Source organism: Ottowia oryzae (genome assembly GCF_003008535.1).
GTDB classification, from domain to species: Bacteria; Pseudomonadota; Gammaproteobacteria; order Burkholderiales; family Burkholderiaceae_C; genus Ottowia; species Ottowia oryzae.
The window spans coordinates 2,617,594-2,639,732 of the sequence record NZ_CP027666.1; the positions used below are offsets into that span (position 1 = coordinate 2,617,594).

17 protein-coding genes and 1 other annotated feature are annotated in these 22,139 nt (G+C 65.7%); of the genes, 15 read left to right on the forward strand and 2 right to left on the reverse strand.

Features of this window, described 5'->3' with window-relative positions:
- Window positions 1-12 precede the first annotated feature (12 nt).
- Entirely contained in the window at window positions 13-4,182 is a 4,170-nt protein-coding gene (purL, locus tag C6570_RS11940) for a phosphoribosylformylglycinamidine synthase (RefSeq protein WP_106703412.1), read from the reverse strand.
- Between the two features lie 497 nt (window positions 4,183-4,679).
- On the opposite strand from purL, the gene C6570_RS11945 reads away from it, so the two are divergent.
- From C6570_RS11945 to C6570_RS11970, 6 genes are all read left to right on the forward strand, one after another.
- A complete protein-coding gene (locus C6570_RS11945; protein ID WP_106703413.1) occupies window positions 4,680-5,219 on the forward strand; it encodes a gluconate 2-dehydrogenase subunit 3 family protein in 540 nt (179 codons plus the stop codon).
- A 5-nt stretch (window positions 5,220-5,224) separates the two neighbouring features.
- Window positions 5,225-7,012, forward strand: coding sequence for a GMC family oxidoreductase (locus C6570_RS11950; RefSeq protein WP_106703414.1), 1,788 nt, complete (start codon window positions 5,225-5,227; stop codon window positions 7,010-7,012).
- A 12-nt stretch (window positions 7,013-7,024) separates the two neighbouring features.
- Window positions 7,025-8,524 (forward strand): c-type cytochrome, encoded by a 1,500-nt coding sequence (locus tag C6570_RS11955; protein ID WP_106703415.1) that lies wholly within the window; start codon window positions 7,025-7,027, stop codon window positions 8,522-8,524.
- 83 nt (window positions 8,525-8,607) lie between these two features.
- Complete coding sequence (gene map, locus C6570_RS11960; RefSeq protein WP_106703416.1) at window positions 8,608-9,432, forward strand: type I methionyl aminopeptidase; 825 nt, start codon at window positions 8,608-8,610, stop codon at window positions 9,430-9,432.
- Window positions 9,433-9,504: 72 nt separating this feature from the next.
- Window positions 9,505-12,342, forward strand: a complete 2,838-nt coding sequence (locus C6570_RS11965) for a [protein-PII] uridylyltransferase (protein ID WP_245896177.1) — start codon at window positions 9,505-9,507, stop codon at window positions 12,340-12,342.
- A gap of 127 nt (window positions 12,343-12,469) precedes the next feature.
- The gene (locus C6570_RS11970; protein ID WP_106703417.1) at window positions 12,470-13,180 is read left to right on the forward strand and encodes a LysR family transcriptional regulator; all 711 of its coding nucleotides are present in this window, start codon (window positions 12,470-12,472) and stop codon (window positions 13,178-13,180) included.
- On the opposite strand, the gene C6570_RS11975 is transcribed toward C6570_RS11970, so the two are convergent.
- Window positions 13,172-14,406, reverse strand: a protein-coding gene (locus C6570_RS11975; protein ID WP_106701051.1) for an IS3 family transposase whose coding sequence is annotated in 2 segments (ribosomal slippage) — window positions 13,172-14,118 and window positions 14,118-14,406 — 1,236 coding nt in all. Because the reading frame shifts where the segments join, the coding sequence is not laid out codon by codon here. The genes C6570_RS11970 and C6570_RS11975 overlap by 9 nt on opposite strands.
- Window positions 14,012-14,128: a sequence feature (AL1L pseudoknot), on the reverse strand. (Overlaps the previous gene by 117 nt.)
- Here C6570_RS11975 and C6570_RS11980 point away from each other — a divergent pair.
- The 9 genes from C6570_RS11980 to C6570_RS12020 all read left to right on the forward strand — a co-directional run bounded on the left by C6570_RS11980 (window position 14,405) and on the right by C6570_RS12020 (window position 22,132).
- Window positions 14,405-15,622, forward strand: coding sequence for an IS256 family transposase (locus tag C6570_RS11980; protein ID WP_106703418.1), 1,218 nt, complete (start codon window positions 14,405-14,407; stop codon window positions 15,620-15,622). The genes C6570_RS11975 and C6570_RS11980 overlap by 2 nt on opposite strands.
- A gap of 85 nt (window positions 15,623-15,707) precedes the next feature.
- Window positions 15,708-16,085, forward strand: coding sequence for a LysR substrate-binding domain-containing protein (locus C6570_RS11985; protein ID WP_106703419.1), 378 nt, complete (start codon window positions 15,708-15,710; stop codon window positions 16,083-16,085).
- A 169-nt stretch (window positions 16,086-16,254) separates the two neighbouring features.
- The gene (locus C6570_RS11990) at window positions 16,255-17,226 is read left to right on the forward strand and encodes an isopenicillin N synthase family dioxygenase (RefSeq protein ID WP_106703420.1); all 972 of its coding nucleotides are present in this window, start codon (window positions 16,255-16,257) and stop codon (window positions 17,224-17,226) included.
- Window positions 17,227-17,237: 11 nt separating this feature from the next.
- On the forward strand, window positions 17,238-18,056 hold the full coding sequence (locus C6570_RS11995) for an alpha/beta fold hydrolase (protein ID WP_106703421.1): 819 nt from the start codon (window positions 17,238-17,240) through the stop codon (window positions 18,054-18,056).
- Window positions 18,057-18,104: 48 nt separating this feature from the next.
- Window positions 18,105-19,094, forward strand: a complete 990-nt coding sequence (locus tag C6570_RS12000; protein ID WP_106703422.1) for an ABC transporter substrate-binding protein — start codon at window positions 18,105-18,107, stop codon at window positions 19,092-19,094.
- Between the two features lie 96 nt (window positions 19,095-19,190).
- Complete coding sequence (locus C6570_RS12005) at window positions 19,191-19,964, forward strand: ABC transporter ATP-binding protein (RefSeq protein WP_106703423.1); 774 nt, start codon at window positions 19,191-19,193, stop codon at window positions 19,962-19,964.
- 56 nt (window positions 19,965-20,020) lie between these two features.
- Window positions 20,021-20,785, forward strand: a complete 765-nt coding sequence (locus C6570_RS12010; protein WP_106703424.1) for an ABC transporter permease — start codon at window positions 20,021-20,023, stop codon at window positions 20,783-20,785.
- Between the two features lie 21 nt (window positions 20,786-20,806).
- Complete coding sequence (locus C6570_RS12015) at window positions 20,807-21,328, forward strand: nucleoside deaminase (protein ID WP_106703425.1); 522 nt, start codon at window positions 20,807-20,809, stop codon at window positions 21,326-21,328.
- 3 nt (window positions 21,329-21,331) lie between these two features.
- On the forward strand, window positions 21,332-22,132 hold the full coding sequence (locus C6570_RS12020; protein ID WP_245896178.1) for an FAD binding domain-containing protein: 801 nt from the start codon (window positions 21,332-21,334) through the stop codon (window positions 22,130-22,132).
- Window positions 22,133-22,139 lie beyond the last annotated feature (7 nt).

Consider the following 22,139-nt stretch of genomic DNA (forward strand, 5'->3'; position numbering starts at 1 on the left):
CGTTGTTATGGCTTAACCCACCCAGCGGCGCGCATTGCGCCAGATCTGCATCCAGGGGCTGAAGTCGCCCTGGGGCAGGCTGGTCCAGCTCATCTGGATGTTGCGGAACACCCGCTCGGGGTGCGGCATCATGGCGGTGAAGCGCCCGTCCGCCGTGGTCACCGCCGTCAGGCCGCCGGGGCTGCCGTTGGGGTTGAAGGGGTACGCCTCGGTGGCCGCGCCGTGGTTGTCCACGTAGCGCATGGCGGCGATGGCCTGGGCCGCGTCGCCGCGCACGCTGAAGTTGGCGTAGCCCTCGCCATGCGCCACGGCAATGGGCACGCGGCTGCCGGCCATGCCGGTGAAGAACAGGCTGGGCGAATCGAGCACTTCCACCAGCGACAGGCGCGCCTCAAAACGTTCGCTGACGTTGGTGGTGAAGCGCGGCCAGTGCTCGGCGCCGGGAATGATGTCGGCCAGCTCGGCAAACATCTGGCAGCCGTTGCACACGCCCAGGCCAAAGGTGTCTGGGCGGGCGAAGAAGGCCTTGAACTGCTCGGCCAGCGCCGGGTTGAAGGTGATCGAGCGTGCCCAGCCGATGCCCGCGCCCAGCGTGTCGCCGTAGCTAAAGCCGCCGCAGGCCACCATGCCGGCAAAGCTGCTGAGCTTGGCGCGGCCGGTTTGCAGGTCGGTCATGTGCACGTCGAAGGCTTCAAAACCCGCTTCGGTGAAGGCGTAGGCCATCTCGACGTGCGAGTTGACGCCCTGCTCGCGCAGCACGGCCACGCGCGGTCTGGCACCGCCAACCACTACATTATTCATAGCTGCCGGCGCTGGTGCAGCCTGCGCCAGGGCCATATTCTTCTGCAGATCGGCCGACAGCACGATGGACAGGCCAGGGTCGGCCGGGTTGCCCACGCTGGCGTGTTCGGCGTCGGCGCAGGCGGGGTTGTCGCGCTCGCGGGCGATCTTCCAGCTCACGCTGTCCCACACCTGCTGCAAATCCTGCAGGCTGGCGGCAAAGATCTCGCGCGTGTCGCGCCACACGCTCAGCTGGCCCTTGCCTTTGTCGATCTGGGCATCCGCGGGCCGCGTCTTGCCCACGTAGTGGCTCCATTTCGACAAGCCGTGCGCGCGCAGCACCTGCATGACGGCATCGCGCTCGGCCGTGCGCACCTGCAGCAGCACGCCCAGCTCTTCGGCGAACAGCGCGCGCAGGGTCAGTTCTTCGCGGCGGGCGCTGATCTGCTGCGCCCAGTTCTTGGCGTCGCCATATTCGGCGCGGCTGTCGCTGATGCCGTCGCCCTCGGTTACCAGCAGATCAACGTTCAGCGCCACGCCCACCTGACCGGCAAAGGCCATCTCGGCGGCGGCGGCCAGCAGGCCACCGTCGCTGCGGTCGTGGTAGGCCAGCAGCTTGCCTTCGGCGCGCAGCTGGTTCACGGCGGCGACCAGGTTCTTAAGGTCTTGCGGATCATGAAGATCGGGCACGCCGTCCACCGACGGGCTGCCGGACTGACCCAGCGCCTGCGCCAGCACGCTGCCCGCCAGGCGGTGGCGGCCTTTGCCCAGATCTACCAGGACCAGCGTGGTGTCGCCCTCGCGCACCAGCTGCGGGGTGAGCGTGTTGCGCACATCGGCCACGGTGGCGAAGGCACTCACGATCAGGCTGACGGGCGAGACCACCTTGCGCGCCGTGCCTTGCGCATCCGTCCACTGCGTACGCATGGACAGGCTGTCCTTGCCCACGGGAATTGACACGCCCAGCGCGGGGCACAGCTCCATGCCCACGGCCTTGACGGTGGCGTACAGGTCGGCGTCTTCACCCGGTTCGCCGCAGGCGGCCATCCAGTTGGCGGACAGCTTCACGCGCGGCAGCTCGATCGGCGCGGCCAACAGGTTGGTGATGGCCTCGGCCACCGCCATGCGGCCGGAGGCGGGGGCATCCAGCGCGGCCAGCGGCGTGCGTTCGCCCATGCTCATCGCTTCACCGGCAAACCCAGCGAAATCGGCCAGGGTGACGGCGCAATCGGCCGCCGGCACCTGCCAGGGTCCGACCATCTGGTCGCGGTGCGTCAGCCCGCCCACGGTACGGTCGCCGATGGTGATCAAAAAGCGCTTGCTGGCCACGGTAGGGTGGCTCAGCACCTTGATCACCGCGTCTTGCAGGGCCACGCCTTCCAGGTTCAGCGGCGTGAACGTGCGCTGCACGGTGGCCACGTCGCGGTGCATCTTGGGCGGCTTGCCGAGCAAGACATCCATAGGCATGTCGACTGGGGCCCCCACGCTCCCCGCTGCGCGTGGTTCGCGGCCCCCCGAGGGCGCTTCGCTTGCTTGGGGCGGCCCGGCGCTGCGCGCGGGCGCCTCGGTCGGAGAGGCGCCATCGGTCACGATCAGCTCGCGCTCTGCCGTCGCCTGCCCCACCACCGCAAACGGGCAGCGCTCGCGCACGCAGATCGCCTCGAACAGCGGCAGCGACTCGGGCGCGATGGCCAGCACGTAGCGCTCCTGGCTTTCGTTGCTCCAGATTTCCTTGGGCGCCAGGCCGGATTCTTCCAGCGGCACGGCGCGCAAATCGAACGTGGCCCCACGCCCGGCGTCGTTGGTCAGCTCAGGAAACGCGTTGGACAAGCCACCCGCGCCCACGTCGTGGATGGCCAGGATGGGGTTGGTGTCACCCATGGCCTGGCAGGCGGTGATGACCTCCTGCGCGCGGCGTTCGATCTCGGGGTTGCCGCGCTGCACCGAATCAAAATCCAGGTGGGCCGCGTTGGCGCCGCTGGCCAGCGAACTCGCCGCGCCGCCGCCCATGCCGATGCGCATGCCGGGCCCGCCCAGCTGGATCAGCAGCGCGCCGGGGCCGAATTCAATCTTCTTCGTCAGCCGGGCGTCGATGTGGCCCAGGCCGCCCGCGATCATGATGGGCTTGTGGTAGCCGCGCAGGACGGCATCGGCGCCCTCGCCTACCGGTAGCTCGTATTCACGGAAGTAGCCCAGCAGGTTGGGCCGGCCGAACTCGTTGTTGAACGCGGCGCCGCCCAGCGGCCCCTCGGTCATGATCTGCAACGCGCTGGCCATGTGCTCGGGCTTGCCGACGCTTGGGTTGGCGCCGTTGCCCGCGCCTTCATCCGGCCACAGTTGGGACACCGTGAAGCCGGTTAGCCCCGCCTTGGGGCGCGAGCCCCGGCCCGTGGCGCCTTCGTCACGAATTTCGCCGCCTGCGCCCGTCGACGCGCCGGGGAAAGGCGATATGGCCGTGGGGTGGTTGTGCGTCTCCACCTTCATCAGCACATGGCGCAATCCGCTTTCTTTTTGATAGCTGCCAGCGCCCGACGCACCTGCGCCAGCAGGCGATTGCGCTTGGAAAACCTGTTGCTGATGCCCTTCCATCACCGAGGCGTTGTCGGCGTAGGCAATCACCGTGTGCTGGGGGTTTTGCTGCTCGGTGTGGCGAATCATGCCGAACAGGCTTTTGTCTTGCGCCACGCCGTCGATGGTGAACTGCGCGTTGAAAATCTTGTGGCGGCAGTGCTCGCTGTTGGCCTGCGCGAACATCATCAGCTCCACATCCGTGGGGTTGCGGCCCAGCTTGGTGAAGTTGTCGACCAGGTAGTCAATCTCGTCGGCCGCCAGCGCCAGGCCCCAGGCGGTGTTGGCCCGCTCCAGCGCGGCCCGCCCGCCTTGCAGCACATCCACCTGCTGCATCGGCTCGGCCGGCAGTTCGGTGAAAAGCTGGTGTGCCTCGGCGCGGTCGGCCACCACCGATTCGGTCATGCGGTCGTGCAGCAGGTCGGCAATCTGCGTTTGCTGCGCGGCCGTCAGCTCAGGCGCGCCGCCCAGCAGCCCGGGCTTGAGCGTCAGGCGGTATTCCGTCAGCCGCTCCACGCGGCGGATGCGCAGCCCGCAGTTGCGCGCGATGTCCGTCGCCTTGGAAGCCCAGGGCGACACGGTGCCCAGGCGCGGCGTGACGACGATGGCGGGGCCGTCCGCAGGCCCGGCGTAGGCGTCGCCGTAAGTCAAAAGCGCTGCAAGCTGCGCCTGCTCGGCGGCGGTGGGGGCGGCATCGGTGGCGACCAGATGCACGAAGCGGGCCGCAATGCCGGTGATTCGGGGGTGAATCGCCTCCAGTGCGGACTGGAGCCGTTGCGCGCGGAAGCTACTCAGGGCGCTGCTGCCCTCGAACGTGGTGATGTGCAGGGTCACTTTGGCAGGCAGAAAGTTCGGGTGGCTGACCCGGCTGCTGAGGGGGCCAAACAGACTGCGCCGGGACGGAGAAACGAGGGTGGCATTGTAGAGGACGGGCTCTGGCGGCCGGCCGCGCAAGGCATTCGCACATTGGCGCCGCAAAAGACGTCTGCATACAAATGGGGGCGTCCTCCGACGCAAGGGCCGCTGAGCCGAAGATTCCTTACAAAGCGACCAGCCTCTGGCGCGCATACTCCCGCCGATATCCCACCTTGGCACGAAGAGAAACCTGACAAATCGACAGGCGCTGCCAACCCGTCGCGCAGCACTTTTTTGCGGCGGTCCATTCCGCTGGTGCCAGCGACGCTGGCGGCCGCCAGTGGCGCCGGGGCCGTTGCGGTGGCCAGCAGCGCCGCCAACCACCTGCCCGAAGTGCCCGGCCACGCGTCGACCCGCAGCTGGGCGCCGCAGCCAGCTACACGCCCAGCTTTTTCAGCGCCGACGAATACCGCTTCTTGCAGGCGGCGGTGGCGCGGCTGATTCCGAACGACGACCGGGGCCCCGGCGCGCTGGAGGCCGGCGTGCCCGAATTCATCGACCGGCAGATGAACAGCCCGTACGCTACGGGCGCGCTCTGGTACATGCAAGGCCCCTTCGTGCCCGACGCCGTGCCGGAGATGGGCTACCAGCTCAAGCTCACGCCGCGCGAGCTGTACCGCCTGGGCATTGCCGCCGCGAACAGCTGGTGCCAAAAGGCCTTGGGCAAGCCCTTGGCCGACCTACCCGCCGCTGACCAAGACAAGGCGCTGGCGGCGATGGAAAAAGGCATCGACGGCTTCGGCAGCCTGCCCTCGGCCACCTTCTTTTCACTGCTGCTCACCAACACGCGCGAAGGCTTTTTCAGCGACCCGCTGCACGGCGGCAACAAGGGCATGGTCGGCTGGACGCTGATCGGCTTTCCCGGCGCGCGCGCCGACTTCATGGACTGGGTCGAACGCGACGAGAAGTACCCACTGCCGCCGGTCTCGATCCACGGCGTGCGCGCGAAAGGCTGAAAGACATGGCCAAGACACTCAAGAAAACCGATGTGGTGGTGGTGGGCTTCGGCTGGACCGGCGCCATCTTGTCCAAGGAACTGACCGAAGCCGGACTGAACGTGGTCGCGCTAGAGCGCGGCCCCGCGCGCGATACCGACCCCGACGGCGTGTACCCGCAGACGATGGACGAGCTGACCTACAACTCGCGCAAGAAGCTGTTTGTGGACGTCTCCCGCGAAACGGTGACGGTGCGGCACACCACTGCCGACGTGGCCGTCCCCAATCGCCAGCTGGCGGCCTTTCTGCCCGGCACCGGTGTGGGCGGCGCGGGGCTGCATTGGTCTGGCGTGCACTTTCGCGTCGACCCGGTCGAGCTGCGGCTGCGCAGCCACTACGAAGAGCGCTACGGGCGCAACTTCATCCCGGATGGCATGACGATCCAGGATTTCGGCGTGGACTATACCGAGCTGGAGCCGCACTTCGACTTCGCCGAGAAGGTCTTCGGCACCTCGGGCACCGCCTGGACGGTGAAGGGCCAGAACGTGGGCCAAGGCAAGGGAGGCAACGCGTTTGCGCCGGATCGGTCAAACGACTTTCCGCTGCCTGCGCAGATGAATTCGGTGTCCGCCACGCTGTTTGGTAAGGCCGCCGAATCACTGGGCTACCACCCCTACAACATGCCCTCTGCCAACACGTCGGGGCCGTACACCAACCCGTACGGCGCGCAGATGGGCCCGTGCAACTTCTGCGGCTTCTGCAGCGGCTACGCGTGCTACATGTATTCGAAAGCCTCGCCCAACGTGAACGTGCTGCCCGCGCTGCGCATGGAGCCACGTTTTGAGCTGCGTGCGCAATGCCAGGTCACGCGCGTGAATCTGGCGGCGGATGGCAAGACCGCCACCGGCGTGACCTACATCGACGCGGTCGGGCAAGAGGTATTCCAGCCCGCCGACATCGTGGCGCTGTGCATGTTCCAGTTCAACAACGTGCGCATGCTGCTGCTCTCGGGCATCGGCCAGCCTTACGACCCGGTGGCCAACACCGGCGTGGTGGGGCGCAACTTTGCGTACCAGAACATGGCCACGCTCAAGGTGTTCTTTGGCAAGGATCAGCACTACACCAACACCTTCATCGGTGCGGGCGGCAACGGCATTGCGCTGGACGACTTCAACGCCGACAACTTCGACCACGGCCCGGCAGGCTTCGTGGGCGGCTCGCCGTTCTGGGTGAACCAGGCGGGCACCAAGCCCATATCTGCCTCGGTCACGCCGCCGGGCGTGCCCGGCTGGGGCAGCCAGTGGAAAGCCGCCACGGCCGACTACTACGCGCACCACGTGTCGATGGACGCGCATGGCGCGCACCAGTCTTACCGCGCCAACTACCTCAGCCTTGACCCGACGTACCGCGACGCGCACGGCCTGCCGCTGCTGCGCATGACCTTCGACTGGCAGCCCAACGACATCAAGATGAACCTGTTCATGCAGGACAAGCTGGGCACAGTAGCCCGTGCCATGGGCGGCAAGGCGGTGGGTGTGTACGGCAAGAAGGAAGGCACCCACTTCGACATGCGCAGCTACCAGACCACCCACCTCAACGGTGGCGCCATCATGGGCACCGACCCACGGACCAGCGCCGTCAACCGCTACCAGCAGTCGTGGGACGTGCACAACGTGTTTTCCCTGGGCGCTTCGTCCTTCCCGCAAGGCCTGGGCTACAACCCGACCGGCTTGGTCGCCGCCCTCGCCTACTGGACGGCCCGCGCCATCCGCCAGCAATACCTGAGCAGCCCTGGCGCGCTCATCAAGGCCTGAAGGAATCGCAGCATGACCGATCAGCGATCACCCTCCAGCGCGGCAGAAGCAGTGCACCTGACCCATCCGCCCGCCCACCAAAAGCGCGCCCGCAGCCGTTCGCGCGCCGGCGTGCGTGCCGGTGCGGCGCTACTCAGCCTGGGGTTTCTAGGCTACGGCGGCTGGGCTCTTGGCCAGATTAATACGGCGGCGCAGGCCACACCAGCCAAGGCCGCCACGGCCTTGAAGGGCCCGCAGGCCATGGTCACCGCCGCGCCACACAACGCCCCGCCACCCCTGCCGGCCAACATCGGCACCGACCCCGTGGTGCGCGGCGCTTACCTCGCCCGCGCTGGCGACTGCGTGGCCTGCCACACCGCACCGCGCGGCAAGCCCTTCGCGGGCGGCCTGCCCATGCCCACGCCGCTGGGCGCCGTGTATTCCACCAACATCACGCCAGATGCCACCACCGGCATTGGCGGCTACAGCTTCGAGGATTTCGACCAGGCCGTGCGCCACGGCTACGCCAAGGGCAAGGGCCGCCTTTACCCGGCCATGCCATTCCCTTCGTACGCGCGCATCAGTGAAAACGACATGCGCGACCTGTACGCCTACTTCACCCAAGGCGTACAGCCTGTGCAGCTGGCCGTGCCCGACAACGACATTCCGTGGCCGCTGTCGATGCGCTGGCCACTGGGCATCTGGTCTGCGCTGTTCGCGCCCAACCCCGCCAAAGTCCAGGCCACGGCAGACCAAGCCGCCCCAACAGCCGACCCGCTGGTGCGCGGTGCCTATTTGGTCGACGGGCTGGGCCACTGCGGCACCTGCCACACCCCGCGCGCCAGCTTGACGATGCAGGAAAAAGGCCTGACCGGCAGCGACCCCCTGTTTTTGGCCGGCGGCGCGGTGCTGGACGGCTGGCAGGCCAAGAACCTGCGGGGCGACGACGCCGACGGCCTGGGCCGCTGGAGCGCACCCGACATCGCCGCCCTGCTCAAGACCGGCCGCAACCCGCACACCGCCGTATTTGGCGGCATGCGCGACGTGGTCGATCACAGCACCCAGTACCTGAGCGATGGCGACCTGAACGCCATCGCCGCGTACCTCAAGAGCCTGTCGCCCGCCAAGCCAGGTGGCCCGGCCTACCGCTACGACGATGCGACGGCGCAGGCACTGTGGCGTGGCGACGTTCGCCAGCCCGGCGCCGCCACGTACCTTGACAGCTGCGCCGCCTGCCACCGCAGCGACGGCAAGGGCTACGGCGAAGTCTTTCCCGCGCTGGCGGGCAACAGCGTGGTGCTGACACACGACCCGCACAACGTGATCGCCGTCATCCTGCGGGGCCACCAAGTGCCGGCGACCCGCACTCGGCCGAGCACGTTCTCCATGCCCTCACTGGCGTGGCGCTTGTCGGATCAGGAAGTGGCCGACGTCGCCACCTTCGTGCGCGCCGGCTGGGGCAACCAGGCGCCTGCCGTCACCGCCGCCACGGTGGCCGAGGTGCGCAAGACCGGCGAACACGAGAGCAAGTAGGGCCGGCCGCATAGGCGGGCTGGTTGCGTGGGCGCTGGGACAAGCGCCTGCGCGGCAGCGCACTGGGTGGGATAATTCGGCGCATGAGCATCACCATCAAAGACGAAGCCGGCATTGCAGGCATGCGCAAGGCCTGCCACATCGCTTCGGTAGTGCTGGACGAAATCGCGCCGCACATCCACCCCGGCATCACCACCCTGGAAATTGACCGGCTGAGCGCCGAAAGCATGGCGCGCCATGGCGTGCGGTCGGCCACCATCGGTTACCAGCCGCCCGGCTACCCGCCCTACCCCGGCCACGTATGCACTTCGGTGAACCACGTGGTTTGCCACGGCATTCCGGCCGACAAGCCCCTGAAAAAGGGCGACATGGTCAACGTCGACGTGACCGTGATCACCCAGGACGGCTGGTATGGCGACAACAGCCGCATGTTTGAAATAGGCGAAGTCTCGATTGCCGCCAAGCGCCTGAACGCGCTGACTTTCGAATCCATGTGGCTGGGCATCGATCAGGTCAAGCCCGGCGCGCGGCTGGGGGACATCGGCCACGCCATCCAGAAATTCATCGAAGGCCACGGCCTGTCGGTGGTGCGCGAATTCTGTGGCCACGGCATCGGCCAGAACTTCCACGAAGACCCGCAGGTGCTGCACTACGGCCGCCCCGGCACAGGCACCGAATTGGTGCCCGGCATGACGTTCACGATCGAACCGATGGTCAACATCGGCCGGCGCGACATCAAAGAGATGCCGGACGGCTGGACCATCGTGACCAAGGACCGTTCGCTGTCCGCCCAATGGGAGCACACCGTGCTGGTCACACCCACGGGCTACGAGGTGCTGACGCTGTCGGCTGGCAGCCCGCCCATTCCTGCCTTCGTGCAGGGCATGCCGCACGAACTGCCGGCCTGAGGGCGTCCGCCGCCACCGCAGCCGCCGTTTCGTCCAACCCTCCTTTTTTGCGACGCCACCGGCGCGCTGCCCATGCCGACAGACGCTGCACACACACCTGCACCGCACGCTGCGCCCGCGGAGGCGGGTGAGCAATACCGCCAGCACAAGTCGGCCCTGTTGGACACCATGCGCAATGCCGCGCCTGGCGTGCGTGGCGTTCGGACATCCCTGGCCAAACTGGCGCGCCTGGCCGACGACGCCTTGCGCGCGCTGTGGGCCGAAGCGGCTCTGGACGACGAAATGGCGCTGGCAGCCGTGGGCGGCTACGGGCGGGGCGAGCTTTTCCCCTATTCCGACGTCGACGTGCTGGTGCTGCTGCCCAGCAACATGGACCCGGCCGCCGACGCCGCGCTGCGCGAGCGCATCGAGCGCTTCATCGGCAGCTGCTGGGATGCCGGGCTAGACATCGGCTCCAGTGTGCGCAACGCCGATGAGTGCGTGGCCATGGCCGAGCAAGACCTGACGGTGCAAACCGCGCTGCTCGAAGCGCGCCTGATCACCGGCAGCCGCAAGCTGTTCCGCGACTTTCAAAAGCGCTTCACCGCACAGCTGGACGCGCTGGATTTCTTCACCGCCAAGCGGCTGGAGATGCGCCAGCGCCACGCCAAATACGAAGACACGCCCTACGCGCTAGAGCCCAACATCAAGGAATCGCCCGGCGGCCTGCGCGATCTGCAGATCATCCTGTGGACGGCGCGCGCCGCAGGCATCGGCAGCCGCTGGGAAGACCTGGCCCGTGCCGGCCTGGCCACCCACCACGAAGTGCGCCAGCTGCGCCACAACGAATCGCTGCTGGCCATGATCCGCACGCGACTGCACCTGATCGCCAAACGGCGCGAAGACCGCCTGGTGTTCGATTTGCAGAACGCGGTGGCCGAATCCTTCGGCATGACGCACCGCGTGGGCGACAACGGGCGCATTTCACTGCGCGCCTCTGAAGTGTTGATGCGCCGCTATTACTGGGCGGCCAAGGCGGTGACCCAGCTCAACCAGATCCTGCTGCAGGGCATGGAAGAGTACCTGCGCACCCGCCACGGCGAGCCCGCGCCCGAGTTGCGCCGCATCAACGACCGCTTCTACGACAAAAGCGGCCTGATCGAGGTGGCCAGCGACGACCTGTACGAGCGCGACCCGCACGCCATCCTCGAAACCTTCCTGCTGTTCGCCAAGACACCGGGGCTGAAAGGCCTGTCGGCGCGCACCCTGCGGGCGCTGTACAACGCGCGCACGCTGATGAACCACGCGTTTCGCATCGACCCGGTCAACCGCAAGACCTTCCTGGCCATCCTGCAGCAGCCGCAGGGCATCACCCATGCCTTCCGGTTGATGAATCAGACCTCGGTGCTGGGGCGCTACCTGTGGGTGTTCCGGCGCATCGTGGGGCAAATGCAGCACGACCTGTTCCACGTCTACACGGTGGACCAGCACATCCTGATGGTGCTGCGCAACGTGCGGCGCTTCTTCATGGCCGAGCACGCGCACGAATACCCGTTCTGCTCGCAGCTGGCCGCCGGTTGGGACAAGCCCTGGCTGCTGTACGTGGCTGCGCTGTTCCACGACATCGCCAAGGGGCGCGGCGGCGACCATTCCGAGCTGGGCGCCGTTGAGGTGCGGCGCTTTTGCCAACAGCACGGCATTCACACCGCGGACGCGCAGCTGATCGAGTTTCTGGTGCGCGAGCACCTGCTGATGAGCCAGATCGCCCAGAAGGAAGACCTGAGCGACCCCGACGTGATCGCCGCCTTCGCCAAGCGTGTGGGCAACGTGCGCAACCTCACGGCGCTGTACCTGCTGACGGTGGCCGACGTGCGCGGCACCAGCCCCAAGGTGTGGAACGCCTGGAAGGGCAAGCTGCTGGAAGACCTGTACAAGCTCACCGTGCGTGCACTGGGCGGGCGCGCCCCTGACCCCGGCGCGCTCATCGAGGCGCGCAAGCGCGAGGCGCTGGTGCAGCTGGCACTGGCGTCTGAACGGCACGACAGCCACAAGCCGCTGTGGGACACGCTGGACGTCAGCTACTTCATGCGGCACGACGCGGGCGACATCGCCTGGCACACGCGCCAGTTGGCGCGGCACGTGCGCGCGGCACCAGTTGCAGCAGCTGCCGGCAAGGCTGCGGCTTCTGCCCTGCCCAGCGCCTTGGGCGCAGATGCGGGTGCGAAGGCACCCGGCGCCGGCGCTGCCCAGCCGCCCGTTGCTACTCAATCCATAGCTGCCAGCACTGGTGCAGCGGGCGCTGGAGGCAATTTTTCTTCTGATAAGCAGGCCGCTGCCGATCTCAAGCCGATCACCATCGTGCGCGCCCGCCTTTCGCCCATCGGCGAAGGTTTGCAGGTGCTGGTGTACGCCAACGACCGGCCCGACCTGTTCGCCCGCATCTGCGGCTACTTCGACCGCGCGGGCTTCTCGATCCTGGACGCCAAGATCCACACCACGCGCAACGGCTACGCACTGGACACGTTCCAGATCGTCAGCACGATGGAGGTAGATCACTACCGCGAATTCATCCACATGGTCGAAGCCGAAATGCCCAAGGCCATCGCCAGTACCGACGCGCTGGCGGCGCCCCGCCTGGGCCGCGTGTCGCGCCGGGTCAAAAGCTTTCCCGTCACCCCGCGCATCGACCTGCGGCCCGACGACAAGGCCCAGCACTGGCTGCTGACCGTGACCGCCAGCGACCGCGTCGGCCTGCTCTACAGCATCGCCCGCATCCTGGCCGCCCACCAGATCGACGTGGAACTGGCCAAAGTCACCACCCTGGGTGAGCGCGTGGAAGACATGTTCCTGCTGCAAGGCGCGCAACTGCAGCACAACAAGACGCAGCTGGCCATCGAGCACGAGCTGCTGGAAGTGCTGGAAGCGGTTTGATTCGGCGCTTTGGAGCGCCCAGCCGCGCCGGCCAGGCGCTGCCTTAGTCGGCAGGTTGATTCGGTACCACCCGCGCGGATCGCTGCGCGCATGCACGCGTTGGCACCCAATATGCAGTGCACGTGGCATGCACATCCATGCCCGCGCCATCAAGTACTTTGACATGATCCGCCGCAGCGGGTCGATCCGTGAGGCCGCGCGGCGGCTTCACGTCGCGTCCTCGGCCGTCAATCGCCAGCTGCTGCAGCTGGAAGAAGAAATCGGTTCCCCGCTGTTCGAGCGCATGACGCAAGGCCTGCGGCTTACCCCCGCCGGAGAAGTGTTCTCAAGGCACGTCATCACTGTGTTGCAGGATGAGGTGCGGCTGCGCAGCGAGCTTGACATGCTGCGCGGCGTGCGGCGCGGCTCGGTCAGCGTCGCCGCGGTGGAAGGCGTCAACGCCGACCTGATGCCCACCCTGCTGACACACATGCATGAGCGCTACCCAGGCGTTCGGGTGCATCTGGTGACTTGCGGTTCTGCGCAGGTGGCCAAGGCAGTGACGCAAGGTGATGCGGACGTCGGCATCGGCTTCGCGATCGAGCGGCACGAAGCCTTGCACCAGTGCATGCTGGGGCAGTTTGCGCTGGGCGCCGTCGTCCCGCCGGACCATCCCATTGGCAGAGGGTGTGCAGAATTTTGTGTAAACGGACAATCCAACGCCGACGCAAGCCGGCCTGTCCGTAAGCACAATGAGCACCAAGAAACACAACGTACCCGAAGAACTGCTGTCTGGCCTGCTGGCCAACTACAAGATGAACCGCCCCGACTTTCGAGGAGGCCGCTTGGTTTAAGTTGACACCTCTGCCGAGGTGTCGCTGACGGCTAGTTGCCTCCAGTAGTTTGCCTCAGCTTCTGCCGGAGGGATGCCCCCAATCGGCGTGAGCAATCGGACATGGTTGAACCAGTGCACCCATTGCAAGGTGGCCAGTTCCACGGATTCCCTGGTCTTCCAAGGTCCCCGGCGGTGAATCAACTCGGCCTTGTACAGACCGTTGATGGTCTCGGCCAGCGCGTTGTCATAGCTGTCTCCCCTGCTGCCCACTGAGGGCTGTATGCCCGCCTGGTCCAACCGTTCGGTGTAGCGGATGCTGACGTATTGACTGCCCCTGTCGGAATGGTGCGTCAAGGCATGGGCTGCTGGCTGGCGGTCATACAGCGCCTGCTCCAGCGCATCCAGCACGAAGTCCGTTTGCATGCTGCGGCTGACTCGCCAGCCCACGATGCGCCGGGCATACACGTCCACAACAAAGGCCACATACAGCCAGCCCTGCCAGGTGGAGACATAGGTGAAGTCCGACACCCATAGCTCGTTGGGACGGCTGGCCTTGAAGTGCCGGTTGACGTGGTCCAGCGGGCACGGGGCCGAGGTATCCGGCGTGGTGGTGCGCACCGCCCTGCCACGGCGTGCCCCTTGCAAGCCCATGGCACGCATCAGACGCTCGACCGTGCAGCGCGCCACCACGATGCCCTCGCGGTTCATCTGCAGCCAGACCTTGTCGGCCCCGTAGACCTGCCAGTTGGCGTGCCACACGCGCTGGATGTCGGCCTTCAAGCCCTCGTCACGCTGGGCGCGTTGACTGCGCAGTTGCGGGTTGCGTTGTCGGGCTGCGTGGCGCCAGTAACACGACGGGGCCATCTGCAGCACCCGGCAGATGGGCTCGACCCCGTAGTCATCACGGTGGCGGTCGATGTAGGCCTTCACGACTTCAATCGGCGGTCGAGCTCCGCCTGCGCGAAAAACGCGCTGGCCGTCTTCAGGATGTCGTTGGCCCGGCGCAATTCCTTGACCTCACGCTCCAGCTCCTTGATGCGCAGGGCGTCTGCAGTGGTGGTGCCGGGGCGCTGGCCGCTGTCGACATCGGCCTTCTTGACCCAGTCGTTCAAGGTCTGCGGCGCGCAGCCAATCTTGGGAGCAATCGATTCAATGGCTGCCCACAGCGACGGGTAGTCGGCTCGGTGCTCCTGCACCATGCGCACGGCGCGCTCGCGCACTTCCGGGGAGAACTTCGGTGACTTGTTCATGGCTCCATCTTCTCAAGTGTTGGAGCCTCCTCAAAATACGGGGCGGTTCAAGAAGCCTGAAGACCTCATCGGCGAGAACGGCCTGCTCAAGCAACTGACCAAGCTGCTGGTCGAGCGAGCTTTGGACGCTGAGCTGACTGAGCACCTGGGCCATGAACGCAACGAGGCGGTGGCCAACCCCGCTGGCAACACCCGCAACGGCAAGAGCAAGAAGACCCTCAAGGGCGAGTTCGGCGAATTGCCCATCGAAGTGCCACGCGACCGCCATGGCAGCTTCGAGCCTCAGCTCATCCCCAAGCACCAGACCCGCTGGGCCGGCTTCGACGACAAAATCATCTCGCTGTACGCCCGTGGCATGACGGTGCGCGAGATACAGGCCCACCTCGAAGAGATGTACGGCACCGAGGTCTCACCCAGCCTGATTTCCTCGGTGACAGATGCCGTGGCCGACGAGGTCAAGGCCTGGCAGGCCCGGCCGCTGGAGCCGATTTACCCCATCGTCTATCTGGACTGCATCCACGTGAAGGTGCGCGAGGGCGCGGTGCGGGTCAAGGCGGTGTACCTGGCCATCGGCATCAACATGAATGGCGAGAAGGAGGTGCTGGGCCTGTGGCTGGCGCAGACCGAGGGTGCCAAGTTCTGGCTGCAGGTGGTCACCGAGCTGCGCAACCGGGGTGTGCAGGACATCTTCATCGCCTGCGTTGACGGGCTCAAGGGCTTCCCCGATGCCATCGAGGCGGTGTTCCCCAAGGCTGTGGTGCAGCTGTGCATCGTGCACATGGTGCGCCACAGCCTGAACTACGTCTCGTGGAAGCGCCGCAAGGAAGTGGCAGCCGACCTGCGCCGCATCTACACGGCCGCCACCGCCGAGGAGGCCGAACTGATGCTCGCAGAGTTCGAGGCCCGATGGGATGCCGAGTACCTGCCCATCGGCCAGTCCTGGCGCAGGAACTGGAGCCGGCTCATCCCGTTCTTTGATTACCCGCCGGAAATCCGCAAGGTCATCTACACCACCAATGCCATCGAGTCGGTCAACATGAGCTTGAGAAAGCTGACCAAGAACCGGGGCTTGTTCCCCAGCGACGAGGCGCTGACCAAGCTGTTCTACCTGGCGCTGCGCAACATCAGCCAGAAGTGGACCATGCCCATCCGCGATTGGAAGGCCGCGCTGACCCGCTTTACCATTCAGTTCGGAGACCGCATCTCCGTCAATTGAAGTCCGAACCGTTTACACAAAAATTCGGACACGCCCCATTGGCAGGCTGGCGCGGGTCGATTTCGTGACCTGCACCGCCTATCCCATGGTGCTGCCCACGCCCGACTTGTCGATGCATGGGCTGCTTCAGCCTGTGATTGCTCACCATAAGCGCCCGCTCAATGTGGTGATGGAAACATCGTCCATCGAATTGGCCAAGCAATTGGTCGAGCGCGGCATGGGCCTGTTCTTTCAGAGCCGCCTGGGCCTGGAGCGCGAGCTGGCCGAGCGCCGCCTGGTCCACGTCCCGCTGGACACCCCGCAGCCGGTCTACTCCGAGCTGGGTGTTTATGTCCGGTCTGGGCGCAGCCTGCCCCCTGCGCTGGACGCGTTTATCCAGATCGCGAGCGAACTTATCGCTCACCGTGAGGCGCAAGAGCAGCACCTCAAAGCGCCAAAAAGGGTTGGATTACCCAAGCCGTGAGCGGGCTTTCGCCCCACATCGGTGCAAAGCGCACCACGCCGAACCGGGAATTCGGGGCGCCCGTATGCCGTGCTGATTTCGGCATCGCCCCTGGTCAAAAAGCATGCTATCGCGAGCACAGCATGCTTCCTAAACTGCGCTGCATCGTTCTGATTCAACCACCCACGGCATGCGCATCGAACCCTCCCAAGCTGCGCTGCAGCTTCCGCTGATCGACATATCGGGGCTGCGCAGCGCCGACACCGCAGCGCGCCACGCGGTCGCGAAACAGCTGCGCCAGGCCTGTGAGCAGCGAGGCTTCTTCTACATCTCGGGCCACGGCGTGGACGAGGCGCTGATCGCCGCCGTGTTCGAGCAAAGCCGCATCTTCTTCGCGCAGGACATGGCCGAGAAGCGTCGCATCGACAAGCGCCATTCCACCTGCAACCGCGGCTACGAGCCCTTGCGCGCACAAACACTCGAAACCGGTGCGCCGCCAGACCTGAAGGAAAGCTTCTATATCGGCCGTGAAGTTGCGCTGGATGACCCGCGTGTGCAGGCCGGGCGCTTCAACACGGGGCCCAACCAATGGCCACAAGGCTTGCCGGGCTTTCGCAACGTGATGCAGCGCTACTTTGATGCGGCGTACGCGCTGGGTCAGACGCTGATTCGCGGGCTGGCTCTGTCACTGGCGTTGGATGAGGCGTACTTCGACGGTTACCTGCAGGACGCGGCAGCCACGCTGCGCCTGCTGCACTACCCGCCCCAACCGGGCCAGCCCCTGCCGGGGGAAAAAGGTTGCGGCGAGCACACCGACTTTGGCGGCATCACCTTGCTGCTGCAAGACGCCATGGGGGGCTTGCAGGTTCGCGACGTGCGTACGCAGACCTGGATCGACGCGCCACCGGTGGCTGGCACCTACGTGGTGAACATCGGCGATCTGTTTGCGCGCTGGACCAACAACCGCTATGTCTCAACGCTGCACCGGGTAATCAACGTCTCGGGGCGGGAGCGCTACTCCGTTCCGTTCTTCTTCACCGGCAACCCACTGCACCGCGTCGAATGCATTCCGACATGCCTGCGTGACGGAGAAGCGCCGCTTTATCCGGTGGTGACCGTCGAAGAGCATCAAGTGGAATGCTATCGGCGGACGTACGGGTGAGAAGCGCTGCCATGCTGAGCAACCACCGCCCGGACTGCGCAACGGCGCCAAAGCCCCACATCGTGCTGATTCATGGCGCCTGGCAAGGCAGCTGGGTGTTTTCGAACTGGGCGCCATTCCTTGAGCGCCAGCAGTGGCAGGTGCACACCGTAGACCTGCCCGGCAATGGCCACAGCACAGACCACCTCCGACCCGCCACCCTCCAGGGATACACCGACCACGTGGTGGCCCTTCTTGAAACGCTGGACGCGCCCGCCGCGATCGTAGGGCACAGCGGGGGCGGCATCACGGCGACCCAGGTGGCCGAGGCTGCGCCCGAACGCGTGCGGGCGCTGGTCTATCTGGCCGGGATGATGTTGCCGAGCAGCATGAGCTTTCGCGATCTGGTTCGCGACGCAGAGCAGGCAACGCCAGGCTGCGACTTCAGCGGCATTGGCCCGCACCTGATCTGGAATGAGACGCGCACCCGAACCTGCGTACCTGCCGACGCCGCCATGGCACTGTTCTTGCAAGACTGTGATCAAGACGCCGCCCGGGCAGCCGCCGGGCGCCTGACCCCGCAGCCCGAAACCGGAAGAGCCATGCACAACCAATTCAGCGCGCCACGCCACGGTCAAGTGCCTCGCATCTACGTGGAATGCACGCAGGATCGATCGATAGCCCTGCCACTGCAGCGCCGTATGCAGGAGCTTTCACCTGGCGCGTCCAGCGTTACCTTGGACTGCGGCCACGTGCCCCAGCTTGCCTGCCCCGCGCTGCTGACCGAGCGTTTGATGCCATTGCTGAATGCCATTCCGCTGCATCGAAGTTTCTCCACTGCACCCACCTGATCTGCTTGCTTCAGCCTACTTTTCATTTTTTCTTTCAGGACCTCCCGCATGAACACCCGCCCGCTCCTCGCATCGCTTGCCCTGGCCTTCGGCGTCACAGCCGCTCACGCAGCAGATTCGCTCACAGTACAGCTCGACTGGTTGCCCGGGGGTGACAAAGCCTTCGTCTACGCAGGTGTGCAACAGGGTTTTTTCAAGGCAGAAGGCCTTGATGTGAAGATCGTTCCCGGTCGCGGCTCTTCGGATGCCGTCACCAAGATCGCCTCCGGCGCGGCCGACGTCGGCTTCGGCGGGATTTCCGCATTGATGATGGCCGCGGCAGAAAGCAAGTCGCCCGTACCCGTAAAGGCCGTCATGTCGCTGTACTCCAAACAGCCCGACGCCCTTTTCACCCGCGTCGACAGCCAGATCAAGACACTCAAGGACATGGAGGGCAAAACTGTCGCCATGCCCACGTTCTCATCGTCCAACGCGCTCTGGCCGGTGGTGCTACAGAAGAACGGCGTCGACCCCGCCAAGATCAAGGTGATCAAAACCGACCCCGCCACCTTGGCGCCCATGCTGGCCCAAGGTCGGGTGGACGCCACCATCAACTGGGTGACGGTGGCACCCGCGTTCCAGGCGGTTCTGAAACAAGCCAACAAAGACCTGGCCGTGCTGCCATGGACCCAGTTCGGTCTGGACGGCTACGGGTGGTCCGCACTGGCCAGCGACAAGACGATCAAGGATCGCCCCGATGTGCTCAAGCGCTACCTGCGGGCGCTGAGCAAGTCGCTGGCGTTTTCCATCGAGCAGCCCCAGAAAGCTGCCGAGGCGCTCAAGGCCCAGGTGCCCGAAGCCGACGTTGCCGTGGTCAAGGCAGAGTTTGAATCCTCTATCCCGCTGCTCAAGAATGAGATCAGTCAGCGCGAAGGCATGGGCGCGTACGACGCCAAGCTGCTCGCCGCGACGTGGGGCTGGGTCGCCAAATCGATGAACTACGACATCACCAAGATCAACCCCGAACAACTGGTGGACCGCAGCTTCCTGTCCAAGTAGTCCGCGCCCCAGCCAGCGGCTGGGGCCGCCAACAACGCGGATCTCAGCCGGGTAGCAACCCCTACCGGCGCGCCACCACCACCTTCGGCCCGTTCCATGCACCACGTGATCGACCTCGACGAGGTCACCCAGACATTCGTATCCAGCGACGGCATGCCCGTCACAGCACTGCAGAACGTGGATCTGCATCTGCGTCGGCATGAGTTCGTCTCGCTGATCGGCCCCTCGGGCTGTGGCAAATCCACGATCTTGCGCCTGATCGGTGGCTTGCTGCGCCCAACCAGTGGGGCCGTGCGCATCTTCGACCACGTGGTGACGGAGCCCCGTGATGAGATCGGCATCGTGTTCCAGAAGCCCACGCTGCTGCCTTGGCTGAGCGTGCTGGACAACATCACCTTTCCCATGCGGCACAAGTTCGGCCGCGTGGATGCAAAAGAGCAACAACGCGCGCAGGAACTGCTCGCGATGATCGGCTTGAAGGACTTCGCCCACAAGCGCCCCAACGAGCTATCCGGCGGCATGCAGCAACGCGTGTCGATTGCCCGGTCGCTGCTGCACGACCCGGACATCCTGTTGATGGACGAGCCTTTCTCGGCTCTGGACGCGCTAACGCGCGATGAAATGAGCTTTGAGCTGCTGCGCATCTGGAACGAGCGGCCCAAGACCGTGGTTTTCGTCACCCACTCGATTCAGGAAGCGCTGCTGCTTTCCGACCGCATCGTGGTCATGAGCGCCCGCCCAGGCCGCGTGGCCGAGATCATCGATGTGCCGCTGCCCCGGCCGCGCAGCATGGCGACGCTGGCCGATCCAGTGTTCACGCAAATGGCCAACGCCATCCGCGTGCAGGTGTTCAGCCGCCAGCCCGCCTAGGCGTTCATTCAACCCAGGCGCCTGCCGAACCCCCTTGCCTACGCACGCCCACCACGATGTCGACTTCATTTCTTCAGCGCCACGCTTCGCTGCTCGTCTTCCTGGCCGCACTGTGCGTGTGGGAGGCGGCATGCCGCCTGCTTAAGCTGCCGGAATACATCATCCCCGCGCCCAGCGCTATTTTTCAGGCTGCGCAAGAGATGGGCCTGGCGCGCTGGCTCGAGCACCTGCGTGCCACGCTGGAAGTGGCGTTGTTGGGCTACATCGCCGCCATCGCACTCGCACTGCCTTTGGCCGTGGCGATCACACGGTCGCCCTTGCTGTCGCGCATCGTCATGCCGTGGTTGGTGGTGATCCAGTCGACACCCATCGTGGCCATCGCGCCCATCATCGTCGTCTCCCTCGGTGCGGGGCTTTTGCCGCGGGTTGTGATCACCACCTTGATCGCGTTCTTTCCCCTGGTGGTCTCTACCGCCCTCGGGCTGGCTTCGGTACCCGCCGAACTGGTCGAACTCTCACGCTCGCTGCGCGCCACCACGGGTCGGCAGTACTGGCAGATTCGCCTGCCGTTTGCCATTCCCTACATTTTCTCAGCGCTGAAGGTGTCGATCACACTGGCGATCGTGGGGGGGGTGGTTGCCGAATTTGTGGCCGCAGAAAAAGGGCTCGGCTACCTGATTTTGTTTGCCACATCGTCCTTCAAGGTGCCTGTGGCCTTCGCTTCACTGATCCTGCTGGTGCTGTGCAGCCTGGCACTCTATGCCGCCGTTCAGCTTGTCTACAAACGGTTCTTCCCCTGGAGCCAGGTCAGCGCGGCTTGATGCTCATTCACCCCAATTTCCATGGACAAATCACCCGCAACTGCGTTGCCCGACCAGGGCAAAAAGCCGACGCCTGAGCAGATCGAGCGTCATCTGCGCCACGCCCAGCGCGTGGCAGAGCGTGCCATCGGCCTGGGCCACCATCCATTTGGCGCCATTCTGGTCGGCCCGGACCAAGAAACCGTGCTGCTGGAGCAGTGCAATATCGATACGGTCAACCACGCCGAATCGACCCTGGCGCGCGTGGCGGCCACCAACTTCGCGTCGGATTTCCTGTGGGGTTGCACGCTGTACACCACGGTAGAACCCTGCTGCATGTGCGCGGGCACAGCTTACTGGGCCAACATCGGGCGGGTGGTGTTCGGCATGACAGAGCATGCGCTGCTGCAGTGCACAGGCAGCCACGCCGAGAATCCGACCATGAGCGTGTCTTCGCGCTACGTGTTCGACCATTGCCAGAAGCCGGTCGATCTGATTGGCCCCATCCCCGCCATGGAAGCTGAAATCGCTGCGCTGCAGCAGCGGTTTTGGACCACCCGTTGATTGTTGACGAGCGGCAAAGTGCATCTGGTCACGCCACCCACGCCACAGGCCGCGCAAGCGCTGGCTGACGAGATGGGTGCGCGCGCGCGCTTCATCGCCGGCGGCACGGTCGTCCAGCAGGAGTGGGAAGGCGTGGTGCGACGCGCCCCGTCTGGCATCTGCTTCATCAACACGCAAGCATGGCCGCAGACGCAAACCGTCTCTCTTGCAGGCGAGCACCTGCGCATTGGCGCCAATGTGCGGCTTGAGGCCGTCCGTCAAAACCCGCTGGTGCGCGCGCATGCCCCGCTGCTGGTTGAAGCCATTGGCCAATTGGGCGCCGCCGGGGTGAGGCGGCTTGGGACTCTGGGCGGCAATATTGCCTGGGGTGTAGGTGACACGGGCCCGGTGCTGCTGGTGCTGGACGCGCTGGCCGAGTTGGCCGACGGCACGCTGGAGCCACTGGCCCATACCTTGGCGCGCAACGCCCGGCCGCTGATGCAGGCCTTCCATCTGCCGCGCACGGATGTGCATGGTGCGCCGGCTACGGCTTTTGAGAAGGTGGGCTACCGCGCCGCCTTCACCCCCGCGCGTGTGCGCGTGGCGCTGCGCTGGGCCGACGCCTCACGCGGCCAACACTTGGTCCGCGCTGCTGCCGGCGCCCCCGGCACGCCCATCCGCCGCCTGCATGCGGTCGAAGCCGCGATGGTCAGCACGCCCGCCCCTACGCTGGCGGATATGCGCGCCGCGTGCCTGCGCGATCTGCCCGAACCGCTGGCCGTCATGACCAGCCGCCTGATCGCCGGCCACTGCCGCTTGCTGTGAGCCACCT